General features: G+C 61.0%; 10 protein-coding genes. All 10 read left to right on the top strand.

The window, feature by feature from the left end; translation table 11 throughout:
* Window positions 1-4: 4 nt before the first annotated feature.
* The 10 genes from ftsA (at window position 5) to HME9302_RS02695 (ending at window position 12512) form a co-directional block, all read left to right on the top strand.
* The gene (gene ftsA, locus HME9302_RS02645; protein WP_115365726.1) at window positions 5-1288 is read left to right on the top strand and encodes a cell division protein FtsA; all 1284 of its coding nucleotides are present in this window, start codon (window positions 5-7) and stop codon (window positions 1286-1288) included.
* Between the two features lie 193 nt (window positions 1289-1481).
* Window positions 1482-3365 carry a cell division protein FtsZ gene (gene ftsZ / locus HME9302_RS02650; protein WP_115365727.1) on the top strand — a complete coding sequence of 628 codons (1884 nt, stop codon included), beginning with the start codon at window positions 1482-1484 and terminating at the stop codon, window positions 3363-3365.
* 291 nt (window positions 3366-3656) lie between these two features.
* On the top strand, window positions 3657-5558 hold the full coding sequence (locus HME9302_RS13220; protein WP_181815657.1) for an SPOR domain-containing protein: 1902 nt from the start codon (window positions 3657-3659) through the stop codon (window positions 5556-5558).
* Between the two features lie 234 nt (window positions 5559-5792).
* A complete protein-coding gene (locus HME9302_RS02660) occupies window positions 5793-6245 on the top strand; it encodes a type III secretion system chaperone family protein (protein WP_115367421.1) in 453 nt (150 codons plus the stop codon).
* Window positions 6246-6304: 59 nt separating this feature from the next.
* The gene (locus tag HME9302_RS02665) at window positions 6305-7090 is read left to right on the top strand and encodes a pyrroline-5-carboxylate reductase family protein (RefSeq protein WP_326833146.1); all 786 of its coding nucleotides are present in this window, start codon (window positions 6305-6307) and stop codon (window positions 7088-7090) included.
* A 155-nt stretch (window positions 7091-7245) separates the two neighbouring features.
* On the top strand, window positions 7246-7989 hold the full coding sequence (locus tag HME9302_RS02670) for a Bax inhibitor-1/YccA family protein (protein WP_115365728.1): 744 nt from the start codon (window positions 7246-7248) through the stop codon (window positions 7987-7989).
* A gap of 343 nt (window positions 7990-8332) precedes the next feature.
* On the top strand, window positions 8333-9211 hold the full coding sequence (locus HME9302_RS02680; protein WP_115365730.1) for a hypothetical protein: 879 nt from the start codon (window positions 8333-8335) through the stop codon (window positions 9209-9211).
* 141 nt (window positions 9212-9352) lie between these two features.
* Entirely contained in the window at window positions 9353-10408 is a 1056-nt protein-coding gene (obgE, locus tag HME9302_RS02685) for a GTPase ObgE (RefSeq protein ID WP_115365731.1), read from the top strand.
* A gap of 68 nt (window positions 10409-10476) precedes the next feature.
* Entirely contained in the window at window positions 10477-11607 is a 1131-nt protein-coding gene (gene proB / locus HME9302_RS02690; RefSeq protein ID WP_115365732.1) for a glutamate 5-kinase, read from the top strand.
* On the top strand, window positions 11604-12512 hold the full coding sequence (locus tag HME9302_RS02695; RefSeq protein ID WP_115365733.1) for an NAD-dependent epimerase/dehydratase family protein: 909 nt from the start codon (window positions 11604-11606) through the stop codon (window positions 12510-12512). Before proB ends, HME9302_RS02695 begins: the two co-directional genes overlap by 4 nt.
* Window positions 12513-12563: the final 51 nt, after the last annotated feature.

The raw sequence follows: 12563 nt of genomic DNA on the forward strand, positions 1-12563 counted from the left end.
GATCATGGGCAAACCGCGCATCGCCAAAGTCTACGCTGCCGTGAATATCGGCAGTTTCCGCATCTCGGCCATGATCATGGGTGTCAGCGAAACGGGCGAGAACGTCATCCTTGGTAGCGCTCACCGGCAAAGCCAGGGGATCAGGCGCGGCTACGTCACCGACATGACCGCCGCCACTTACGCTATTCGCGATGCGGTGGAGCGGGCCGAGAAAGCTGCAGGTACCAGCGTGTCGAGCGTGTGGATCGCCTGCGCCGGTGCAGGGCTCACCAGCCAGGTAGCCCATGTCGAAATCGATATTGGCGGGCGGCGGATAGAAGACGACGATGTCGAACATCTGCTGTTTGCCGCGCGCGACAACATCCAGCCCGATGGTCGGATGGTATTACACGCACAACCGGCGCATTACACCCTCGATGGCGCCCATGGCGTAGCCAATCCGCGCGGTCTTCACGCAGAGCGTCTGGGTGTAGATATCCACGTGATGCTGGCCGATGGCGCGCCGCTTCGCAACTTGTTGGAAGCGGTGCAGAACGCGCATCTCGATGTTGAGGCGGTGGTCGCCGCACCGGTCGCAGCAGGCTACGCTTGCCTGACGCCGGAGGAACGCGAGCTGGGCGTCGCGCTGGTGGAAATTGGCGGGCAGGTCACGAATGTGGCACTGTACGGTTCGGGAATGTTGCTCGGCCTGAAGCCTATTCCCTTCGGTTCGGACGACATCACGGATGCGCTGGCGGGCGCGTTCGGAATCCGCCGGTTCCAGGCGGAACGGCTTAAATGCGTCGCCGGTTCGGCAATTGCTGCCCCATCCGATCACCGCGAAATGATCCCCGTCTACGGCCCGGGAGACGATGGTGAGAGCTTGCCTCATGCGCGCGGGGCGGACGACCGCAACCGGGTGCCGCGCGCCGAGATCGTCTCGGTCGTGACGGAACAGTTGGGGCGCCTCAGTACTGAAATCAGCAAGGCACTGAAGACCATGGGGTTTTCCGGTGCTCGCAGCAGCCAGTTGACCCTTACAGGCGGCGGGGCGGAAATGGCGGGTCTGGCTGAATTCATGCAAGGCGCCATCGGCTGTCCGGTACGAGTTGGGAAGCCGCCGCAATTGCGCGGCCTGCCGGAAGCACACGCAACACCCGGTTTCGCCATGTTGGCGGGGCTATGCCTCTATGCCGCCGATGATCCGATGGATATTCGTGCGGCCGGTTCAGGATACCAGAAAACCATTCGCCCGACCGGCGTTGGTATGCTCCAGCGGGTGTTTGGCGCGATGCGGGAGTATTTCTGATGACTGCCCGCGCACCCACTGCGAACCATGACAGGTTCCGGCAATTCCCAGCAGTTTCGCAAGGTTACTCTGTACCACCATGCGTTCCCGGCCCTGTGGATAAGGCTGTGGGAACGATTCCGCCCCGAACCCGGTTGTGGCACACTGGACTATCTTTGGTTAATTCAAGCGCACGCTCCCGAAGGGACATTTCATGAGTATCAATATCGGCCCACCAGAAACCGACGATCTGAAACCACGCATTACCGTGATCGGTGTGGGCGGGGCCGGCGGTAACGCCATCGCCAACATGATCGACGCAGAGATCGAAGGGGTGGACTTCATCGTTGCCAACACCGATGCGCAGGCGCTCGGCTCGTCCGCAGCGGAGCAGCGCATCCAGCTCGGCCCTGAAATTACTGGTGGTCTTGGCGCGGGCGCACGTCCCGAAGTGGGCAAGGCTGCTGCAGAAGAAACCGTCAGCGAAATCGAAGAGTCGCTGAAGGGCGCGAACATGTGCTTCATCGCCGCCGGCATGGGTGGCGGCACCGGCACCGGTGCGGCGCCCGTAATCGCGGAAACCGCCCGCAATATGGGCGTGTTGACCGTCGGTGTGGTGACCAAGCCGTTCCTGTTCGAGGGCACCCGCCGGATGCGCGCTGCCGAGGCAGGCATCGAGGAGTTGCAGCGTCACGTCGACACGCTGATCGTGATTCCCAATCAGAACCTGTTCCTGATCGCGAAGGCCGAAACCACTTTCAAGGAAGCGTTCGAACTGGCCGACGAAGTGTTGCAGCAGGGTGTGCGCTCGATCACCGATCTGATGGTGATGCCGGGTCTCATTAACCTCGACTTTGCCGACGTGAAATCCGTGATGGAGGAAATGGGCAAGGCGATGATGGGTACGGGCGAGGGCGAGGGTGAAAACCGCGCCTTGGAAGCCGCCGAACGCGCAATCGCCAACCCGTTGCTCGACGGGGTCAGCATGGCGGGTGCGAAAGCGGTCATCATCTCGATCATTGGCGGCGACGACATGAAGCTGCTGGAAGTGGACGAAGCGGCCAACCACATCCGCGAACTGGTGGACGAGGATGCGAACATAATCCTCGGCTCCGCCTTCAATCCCGATATCTCTGGCAAGATCCGCATCTCCGTCGTCGCGACCGGTATCGAGCAGGACGGTCAGTCGGCTGGGCCGAGAGCCGGTTCGCGCGACACGAGCTCGTTCCAGCTGGGTGACAGCCGTCCGCCGAGGCGGCCAGTGCTCGACCTGACCGGCGATGATGATGAGAACGGTGCCTTCGCTGGCGATGCAGATGATGGTGCCAGCGACAGCGCCAGAGATGGGAAAGGCGACGATGCGGCAGCAGAAGGCTTGCTCGCTTCCAAGGCTACGGGCGATTTCAGCGCACCGAAGCGCGCGCCGCTTGACTTGTCTACCATGGGCGCGGCCGAGGACTTCGGTCACGAAGACGGCGAAGGTAACACTGGCGATACGAATGATGGCGAAGACGACGTCGAAGGCATCGTCGATCCGCTCGCCGGAATGCGCAATCGAGATCCCGAACCGTTCGAGCTACGCGGTGGTGAAAACGCAGACGAAACCGGCGGCGACAATGGATCTGACAGCAATGGCGGGATCGAGCCTCCGGCAGAAGATGGCGGAGTGGGTGTCGTTGGTGACGGCGGCTTTGGTGGCAGCGAGAAAGCGAAACCACCCAAACCCAAGGTATACTCCGACGATGACGATTGGGGCGGCGACAGCGATGGCGCACGTAAACCCCTGAACCTGTCAGCCAGCGAGACCGGCACTGCGGGCCCGGAAGGTGGCTCCGACGATGGGGACGAGCTGTTGCTGGATGCAGATCGTCTCGCAGAAGAGAACGCACCGGTTCAACAGGGCGGCAGACGACGCGGACTGGTGTCGGGCAGCGAGAGCAAGGCCGCCGGTGGCGGAACGCTGTTCGAACGCATGGCCAACCTGTCGCGCGGCAGCAACTCCGACGAAGACGATGGTGATGATGACGAAGGCGGCGACGACAACGGCTCCGGCGCGATCAATATTCCGCGCTTCTTGGGCCGTCAGAACAATCAGTAAGAACGGACTACCCGATCGGGGGTATTTGGCCCTTGTGTAAGGGTTTGCTGGCGGGGATAGTCTCAGGGCTACCCCGCCGGCATTCGTTTTGACGGACCTGTTGCCCGTCCCGGCCCGGATCGACGGGCCTGTTCTGTGGCCGTTCAGCACCTGCGCGATACCGGTCGGCCTAGCAGATGCAGCGCTGCCAGGCTCGTAATGGCTCTTGCACCGCTGGCTTGCATAATGCCCATTAGCTTGAGATTATAGCCTTACATGTCCCGCCATTCATCCGCATCACCGATCCGTATCGTGTCCCGTCTCACTCTGGGAATGGGCGTCGGGCTGGCTTCCTTCGCTTCTCCCGTAGCGATTTCTGCACAGGAGGTCGTGCAGGCATTGCCGCCTGCCGGGGTGGCCGATTTGAACGAGGCTTTACGGCGTTTGTCCCGTAACGAACTGGACTTGGGTGCACTGATCGCAGCAGGCAACGCCTCGCTCGATGTGGGTGACATCGACGCTGCGATTGGTTTTTTCGGGCGCGCAAAGGAACTCGCGCCGGACGATTCCCGGATCAAGGTCGGACTGGCTGCAGCCTACATGCGGTCGGAACGACCGATGGATGCGCTGCGCTTGTTCTCGGAAGCGGAGGCCGCTGGCGCTTCTACCAGCCTGATGGCGGCCGACCGCGCGCTGGCTTATGATCTGGTCGGCGACAATGGCCGGGCGCAGGAAAATTATCGGCGGGCGCTGCAAGCCAGGCCGCAGGACAAGCAGTTGCTTCGCAAGCTGGCGCTGAGCCAGGCTATCGCAGGCAACCGTATCGGCTTCGAAGCGACATTGCGTCCGCTGCTGGATCAGCGCGACTTCGGCGCGTACCGAAGCCGCGCGTTCGGGCTCGCGATTTTGGGCGAAGTTGATGACGCAATCGCAATCGCCGACGCAGTGATGCCGCGCAATTTGGCAAAGGAAATCGCCCCATATCTGCGCACGATGCCGCGCCTTACTCCCGCGCAGCAGGCTGCTGCTGCGAATTTCGGTATATTTCCCGAAGCGAGCGAGATTGGCCGAGACGATCCGCGTATCGCAGCGTTTGCCGGAACGAAAACTCCTCTCCCTTCGCAAGCCGACCGCCGTCTCGCGCCAACCGGTCCCGCTTTAGGGACTGCGTCCGGTCCTGCCGATGCGGCGCCAAGGACGTCCAGCTCTACAGCCAGAACCGCTCCTACCCCGGCAGCCAGACCCGCGCGTCAGGCGAGTGGTAATACGCGCCGCGACACATCCGGAAACCGTGCGCTTGCGGCCCAGCGCCGTGCGGACGAACGCAGGCTGGCAGCTGAGCGGGTATCTCGGCAGGAGGCGCGTAACCGTGCGGCACAAGTAGCGACCGAGCCGTCGCGCGTACCCGCAGCGACTTCTGCCACGACGACATCACAGGCAGTATCCGCTACGGCGCTTCCCGACGTCGCGACACGCGAATTGCCCGCTGCCAGCACTTCTACTTCCCAGCAAACAGTGACCTTCCGGCCCGTTACGGCCAGTCCTGAAAGAAGCGACGCCGCAACACCTTCTATCGACCTGGCGCAGGGGTCGGAGCCAATCGCCAGTTTTGAACTGCCTGCCTCCGTCCCTGCGTCGACGTCGGCATCGGCATTGGCAACGGATAATTCGTCTGGAACGCGAGCTGCCGAGCCGGTGGTGATTGCGTCTGGCTCTCAGATTTCGGAGCCTTCAGTATTGCAGCGCCCGAATGCCGCCCCGCCGACCGCCGCAAACCCTCCCGCAAGCACCACTGCCAGCGTCGCCGATGCTTTTGCAAATTTCGACCTGAAAACTGCCGGCTCTACGCCAGGCGCTTCGGATGCTGTCGATATTACAAAAATTGAGGCACCTCGCGAAACCAGTGCGGCCATCCCTAAGGCTGTGGCAGCGGAACCGGATAATGCAGCCCGCATATGGGTTCAGGTTGCCACCGGCAGGGCACGCGACGCGTTGCGCTTCGATTGGCGGCGTATCCAGCGCGGTTCGGATGGTGTGCTCGATGGCAAGTCGGCTTTCGTGGCGCAATGGGGCCAGACCAACCGGTTGCTTACGGGGCCTTACGAAACCGGAACTGCGGCCCGCGCCGCGATCAACGCCTTGGCGGCGGCCGGGATCGACAGCTTCATGTTCGAAAGCGTTGATGGGCAGGCGGTCGATCCGCTTGGTCGTTAACGGCGCGGTATCCATCAGAAGAGCCGGAAATGGCCTTTTGCACAGGCTTTGAACAAGCCAGTTGAGTTACCCCCAGCGTCCTTGGACAAGCCGATTGCACCGTCCCCGTCCACTGGTCCATCGCCGGGTCATGGACATGACGGGACATGAAATAATGCATTTTCAGATCAGATCGGGCGTCCGGTGAGAGCAGCGCGCGTGGAAATTCCCGCCAGCGATGCGGCCCCGGTGGAGATGTTGACCGCCTTGTTCGAAGCGCGCGGCTGGACCTGCGAAGCGCAATCACCCGGCGAAATGTCGGGCGAAGTGCAGGGCAGCTGGACCCGTTACCAGCTGCGCGCGATACTGCGCGAGGAGGACCGGGTTCTCCAGTTCCTTTGCCTGCCCGACGTGCGTGTTCCGGAGGATCGGCGCGATGCCGCGATCGAACTGCTCGCCATGGTCAATGAGCAGATGTGGCTGGGACATTTCGATATCTGGTCGCAGGGCGACGTGCTGGTCTATCGGCATGGGCTTTTGCTGGGAGACGACGGTTTGCTCAGCCTTGCTCAGGCTCAATCGATGGTGGAAACCGCCATCGACGAATGCGACCGGTTCTATCCGGCATTCCAGTTCGTATTATGGGGCGGGAAGGACGCAAAGGAGGCGCTCGACGCAGCCATGGTAGACGCGTTGGGGGAGGCCTGATTATCCCTGAACAGCAGGTCCAATCCGCCCCGCAATCGTCGCTCGGCTCGATCCTGATTGTGGGATATGGCACCATGACGCAGGCGATGGTCGAAGGCTGGCTTGCTGGCGGCATCTCGCCTGACCGCTTCACGGCTTATCATCCTACGCGAAAACAGGCCGCACACGGGATCGCGATGACCAACCGGCTCGAGGTCGGCACTTACGATACCGTTTTGTTGGGCATAAAGCCGCAAATGCTGCCCGAACTGGCGCCGCAGGTTGCGCCGCTTGCGACAGGTAGCGTCACGGTACTTTCCGTACTGGCCGGCATCACGCTGGATGGTTTGGCGGTGCATTTCCCTAACGCCAGCGGTGTGGTCCGATTGATGCCGAACCTTGCCTGCGGGGTTCGCAAATCGCCGATCGCGCTGATCGGGCGTGGGATGGGCGAGCCGCTGGCGGACGATGTGCGGCAGAAACTGACACAGCTTGCGGCAGTGCTCGGCAGTGCGGAATGGATTGCCGATGAAGGGCAATTCGACCTAGTGACTGCGCTGGCGGGATCGGGACCTGGTTTCACCTATCGGTTTATCGACGCGCTGGCCCGCGCTGCAGCGCAGCTGGGTTTGCCGGACGATCAGGCGCGGCGGCTATCGCTGGCCATGGTGGAAGGGGCAGTGGCGCTGGCTGCCGCATCGGACGTATCGCCAGCGGACCTTGCCGCGCGCGTCGCCAGCCCCGGCGGGATGACACAGCGCGGCCTCGACGTGCTGGATGATGACGATGCGTTGCTGAGTTTGCTTACCCGGACGTTGCGCGAAACGCGTGATCGCGGGGAAGAAATGGGGCGCACGCGTCCTTAAGTGTCTATGATCAAGATGTTAGGCGTCTTATGAAGGGTTAACGCCGAAGGGCTTGGTTTGGGCCTGTTTGCCTTGTAATTTCATGCCGGAACGCCGATATTGGCTCACATAAGCGGTGCGGCAGGTCGCCCGCGCATTTTTGGAGTTTGGATCGAATGGCCAATTGGAACGAGCGCAATACGCAGCGCCCCGGTTTCGGCACGGTACCTCGCGCAGGCGGCGAGATGGCTCGCGGAGAAACCTTCGACGCGGGTTTGCGCCAGCATATGCTCGCAATTTACAACTATATGGCGTCGGGGGTCCTGCTGACGGGTCTCGTCGCGATGCTGACCGCGAATAGCGGGCTTGCCGCAAGCTTCGCGAGCGGGCCGCTGATGTGGATTGTCGCTCTGTCGCCTTTGGCAATCGTGTTTGCGATGAGCTTCGGCCGCAACAAGTTCAGCAAAACCACGCTGCAGGCGATGTATTGGGGCTTTGCCGTACTGATGGGTCTGTCGCTCTCGACTATCTTCCTGGTTTACACCGGCGCCAGCATTGCAGTGACGTTCTTCGCCACCGCCGGCGCATTCGCGGGTCTTAGCCTGTTTGGTTACACCACGAAGAAGGACCTGTCCGGAATGGGCAGTTTCCTCATCATGGGCGTGATCGGGCTGATTATCGCCAGTATCGCCAACGCGTTTATCGGTTCGGCACCGTTTTCCTACGCGATCAGCTTCCTTGGTGTGCTGATTTTCGCGGGTCTTACGGCCTATGATACCCAGCGTTTGAAGACCGAATACGAATATTTGCGCGGTACGGACTTTGCGGGCAAGGCCGTGGTTCTGGGGGCGCTCAGCCTGTATCTGGACTTTATCAATATGTTCCTGTTCCTGCTGCGCTTTCTCGGCAATCGCGAATAATCAGCGCGGAAACGGACGTGAATTGGAATGCCCGGGTTGTTTCCTACAACCCGGGCATTTTCTTTGCGCTGGGAAGGCGTTAAGGATCCTCGCTTCAGCAGGTAGCAAGCTTGCGCGGCCTACGCTCGGTAGCGAAGGAAACGCGCTTGCGGGAGAAGGACGCGGTATGTTCGAGAACAGCACCATTCGGATAAGGACCATTACCGTCCTTGGCAGCGTGGCCGCGTTGGCCGCTTGCGCGACGCCGCCTCCACCTCCGCCACCACCTCCACCGCCGCCACCTCCACCGGTTGCAGTCGTCATTCCTCCACGGCCGATCCCCCCACTCGCGGCTTCTACTATCATGAGCATTCCGTTTCGCGGGCCCGATGGACAGCGCCAGACGGTCAATTACGGTATCTCGCAGGCCCAGACTTTGTGGAACTTCCGCTCCGCCATGAATGTAGCCGCGTTGAACTGCCTCGCGCCGAAATATGCCCCGATCCTCGATGCCTATACGGGCCTGCTCGACAACAATAAGAAAGTTTTGAGTTCCGCCAACAAGACGGTCGAGAGCGAGTTTCGCGAACGGTACGGCAAGGCGGAATTTCGCAGCGAGCTCGATAACTATATGACGCGCGTGTATAATTATTACGCGCTGCCGCCGGTTACAAAGAACTTCTGCGACACGGCGCTGAGCATCAGCCCAGCGGTGGCAATGCTGGAAGGAGCAACTCTGCCAGCCTTCGCCATGGGCGCGCTGCCTCAATTTGAAGAAGTGTTCGAGGATTTCTATACCCAGTACGAACAGTACCGCGTCAATGTCGCCGCATGGGATGCGGAATATAATCCGCGTCCGGCTCTCGTCACGACGTTCCCCGATATGGCTCCGCCGGAAAGCAGCGGTGTCATGTCGAATGGAGCAATATCGACGGGTGTTATGTCGAACGGCGTAATGGTAGCCAGCGATGGCAATGTCGGCACCAGTGATCAGAACCCGATGATCGATCCGGCGTTCGGCACCAGCACGACGAATGGCAACGGGCTGACGGTTTTTCAACCTGCCCCTTCCGTCGTCACAAACCCTGTGGAAGAAACCCCGGTCCCAATGGGTCCGGTCGTGCAACCTATTCCGGGTGTGAATGATAACGACGCCTCTGCTACGGCTACGGAAACCGATGATAAGGGCGACGAGATACCGGATATGACAGCTTCCGTCGGTCCGGTAATCGACAGCAAATAAATTGAGTTTGCTCATCGGGGCGGGTCTTTTGGCCCGTCCCGCCGGTAACCAGTCACTTGCGGCGATACTGCAACCGGTATGCCTGTGCTCCGACTGATGAAATAACTTTCCCTACGGTCCCCCGACACCATATGGGTAGCCATGCATTTTCTCGACCAGGCAAAAATCTATCTTAAATCCGGCGCAGGCGGGCCCGGGGCGGTCAGCTTCCGCCGGGAAAAATACGTCGAGTTCGGCGGTCCGGACGGCGGTAACGGCGGCAAGGGTGCAGACGTTATCATGGAGGCTGTCGCCGGCCTCAACACCCTCATCGACTTCCGCTATTCGCAGCACTTCAAGGGTGCGCGCGGGATGCACGGACAGGGGAAGAACCAGACGGGTGCGGGCGCGAAGGACCTGATCGTAAAAGTGCCCGTTGGCACGCAGGTTTTGTCTGAGGACAAGGAAACCGTGATTGCCGACTTCACCGAGGTTGGCCAGCGCATTACCTTGCTCGAAGGGGGTATGGGCGGGCGCGGCAACGCGAGTTACAAGTCCAGCACAAACCGCGCCCCGCGCCAGCATCAGCCCGGGACTCCGTTCGAGGAAATGTGGGTCTGGCTGCGTTTGAAACTGCTGGCCGATGTCGGCCTGCTTGGCCTGCCCAATGCGGGCAAATCCACCTTCATCAATGCGGTGTCCAACGCCCGGGCGAAAGTGGGCGCATATGCGTTTACAACGCTGGTGCCAAAGCTTGGCGTGGTCAGCCACAAGGGTCGCGAATTCGTAGTGGCGGATATCCCCGGCCTGATCGAAGGTGCAGCGGATGGCGCGGGAATAGGCGACCGGTTCTTGGGGCATATCGAACGTTGCCGCGTGCTCATCCATTTGATCGATATTGCCGGGACCGATCCGGCTGAAGCGATGCGGATCGTGGAGGACGAACTCGCCGCCTACGGCGCAGGCCTCGAGGACAAACCGCAGCTGATCGTGCTCAACAAGATCGATCTGGCAGATGAGGAACTTGCGGCCGCTTTTGCCGAGGAACTGCTGGAAGCCGGTGCGGAAAAGGTTTTCACCGTGTCCGGCGCAACGGGGAAGGGCATTCCCGCATTGCTCGATGCCGTACTGTCCTATCTGCCCGATCGCACAGTGACCGAGCATCCGCAGGGGGAGGTGGAAATAGAAGAGGAAGCGGCAGAGTGGTCACCCATCTGACAGTTCTGTATTTTCTTTACACTATTAACTTGGTTCCAAAGGGCGCGTAGCGCCGCTACTCGATAATTATGCCTATCGCCCGCCTTTCCGATCTGTCGGATGCTTCTGTATGCCCCGTACTGGTGCTCAAGGTTGGCTCGTCGTTGCTGGTCGGCACCGACGGACAACCGCGCCCTGAATGGCTGGCTTCGCTGGCTACCGAGATTGCAGCGGCGCGGACCCACGGCCAAAAAGTGATAGTGGTAAGTTCCGGCGCAATCGCACTTGGCGCTTCGCGGCTCAAAATGGCGAAGGGCGGACGCGGTAGCCTCGCCGATGCGCAAGCTGCCGCTGCCGTCGGGCAAATTGCGCTTGCCGGCCTTTGGTCGGAAGCCTTGCAGGCGGTAGGTATGGAAGCCGCGCAATTGTTGGTAACTCTGGACGATCTGGAAGATCGCCGCCGCTATCTCAACGCTGCTGCGACGCTAGATCGCCTGCTGGCGGCGGGCGCAGTGCCGGTGGTCAACGAAAATGACAGCGTGGCGACCGAGGAAATCCGGTTTGGCGATAACGATCGTTTGGCAGCGCGCGTGGCGCAGGCCGGTAATGCCAGCGCCGTGCTGCTTTTGTCGGATGTCGATGGTCTGTTCGACCGCGACCCCGCCACACCGGACGCAAAGCTGGTTCGCACGGTTGCGAAGGTCTCCCCCGAGCTTCGCACCGCGGCGGCAGATACCTCGAATTCGGGAATCGGCACCGGCGGCATGGCCTCGAAGCTGGAAGCAGCCGACATTGCCCAGCGGGCAGGCATCGCGCTCGCTATTGTCAACGGAACCCATAACGGCCCGATCGGGCGTGCATTGGGCAACGACATCGGCAGCATGTTCACCCCCCTTCGCAAGGAAGCCGCCAAGCGTAGCTGGTTGGGGGGGAGGATGCAGCTGACCGGTACGATTACGGTCGACGAAGGATGCCTCGCAGCGTTGCGTGGCGGGGCGAGCCTGCTCGCCAGTGGAATTGTCGCTGTGAAGGGAAGCTTCCAGCGCGGCGATGTGGTCGCGGTGAGTGATAGCGCGGCAAATATCGCCAAGGGGCTGACCGAATATTCGTCCGACGAATGCAAACGGATCATGGGCCGCAAGACGGGCGAGCAAGCCGATTTGCTTGGATATGCCCCGCGCGCAGCTGTTATTCACCGCGACCATCTGGTGCTGTTATGACAATCGCAATTACCGGCGGGACCGGTTTCGTCGGCCAGGCTTTTCTTGACTTGGCCGCCAAGCGCGATCTGCCGGTTCGCTCGCTGGCGAGAACGGTACCGGGCGACCGGAAAGCAGTTGGTTGGATTAGCGGCGATCTTACGGACAAGGCATCCTTGCAGCGGTTGGTGGATGGTGCGGAAGCAGTCCTGCACATTGCCGGCCAGGTCCGCGCAGCCGATCCTGCGGAGTTCAACACCAGCAATGTGCAAGGCACACTGAATGTGATCGAGGCGGCGAAAGCCGCAGGCGTGCCGCGCTTTATCTTCGTATCGTCCCTGTCGGCGCGAGAGCCGCAGCTATCCGCCTATGGCGCTTCGAAATTGCGGGCGGAGAAGCTCGTTGCGGCCAGTGGGCTCGATTACAGTATCATCCGCCCGCCGGCGATTTATGGTCCGCGCGATGGCGAGAACCTCGATTTGTTCAAAGCGGCGAAACTGGGCGTTATTCCGATGCCGCCTGAAGGGCGCGCCTCCTGGATGCATGTGAGCGATCTAACCGAGTTACTGGTTAAAATGCTGGAGCCAAACGAGTGCCTGACAGGCGGACTGTTCGAACCCGATGACGGCAACGAAGGCGGCTGGACCCACCGGCAGATCGCCATGGCAATCGGGCAAGCAGTCGGTCGCAAACCATGGGTTCCGCATTTATCGAAGCCTGTCCTGGAAGTTGCTGCGAAACTCGACGGGTGGCTGAGGCGCGGTGATGCAAAGCTGACGCCCGACCGGGTTGGCTACATGACGCATCCGGACTGGGTGGCAAGCAGTCGTCATGCCGTACCCGATCATATCTGGCGGCCCACGGTTTCCCTTGAAGCAGGCGTAAAGTCCACGGCCGATTGGTACCGCAAGGCAGGCTGGCTCTAATCCCTGTATTTACTGGTGCGATGGCTCGCGCAATCGAAACGTCCAATCCGC

Origin of the sequence: Alteripontixanthobacter maritimus, from assembly GCF_003340475.1 — a bacterium.
In the GTDB taxonomy this organism is placed as follows: Bacteria; Pseudomonadota; Alphaproteobacteria; order Sphingomonadales; family Sphingomonadaceae; genus Alteripontixanthobacter; species Alteripontixanthobacter maritimus.

What these genes read in the sequence shown, in the direction of transcription:
- ftsA (WP_115365726.1), top strand. Translation starts at nt 5, where the DNA reads ATGGGCAAACCGCGCATCGCCAAAGTCTACGCTGCCGTGAATATCGGC.
- ftsZ (WP_115365727.1), top strand. Translation starts at nt 1,482, where the DNA reads ATGAGTATCAATATCGGCCCACCAGAAACCGACGATCTGAAACCACGC.
- HME9302_RS02660 (WP_115367421.1), top strand. Translation starts at nt 5,793, where the DNA reads ATGTTGACCGCCTTGTTCGAAGCGCGCGGCTGGACCTGCGAAGCGCAA.
- HME9302_RS02670 (WP_115365728.1), top strand. Translation starts at nt 7,246, where the DNA reads ATGGCCAATTGGAACGAGCGCAATACGCAGCGCCCCGGTTTCGGCACG.
- HME9302_RS02680 (WP_115365730.1), top strand. Translation starts at nt 8,333, where the DNA reads ATGAGCATTCCGTTTCGCGGGCCCGATGGACAGCGCCAGACGGTCAAT.
- obgE (WP_115365731.1), top strand. Translation starts at nt 9,353, where the DNA reads ATGCATTTTCTCGACCAGGCAAAAATCTATCTTAAATCCGGCGCAGGC.
- proB (WP_115365732.1), top strand. Translation starts at nt 10,477, where the DNA reads ATGCCTATCGCCCGCCTTTCCGATCTGTCGGATGCTTCTGTATGCCCC.
- HME9302_RS02695 (WP_115365733.1), top strand. Translation starts at nt 11,604, where the DNA reads ATGACAATCGCAATTACCGGCGGGACCGGTTTCGTCGGCCAGGCTTTT.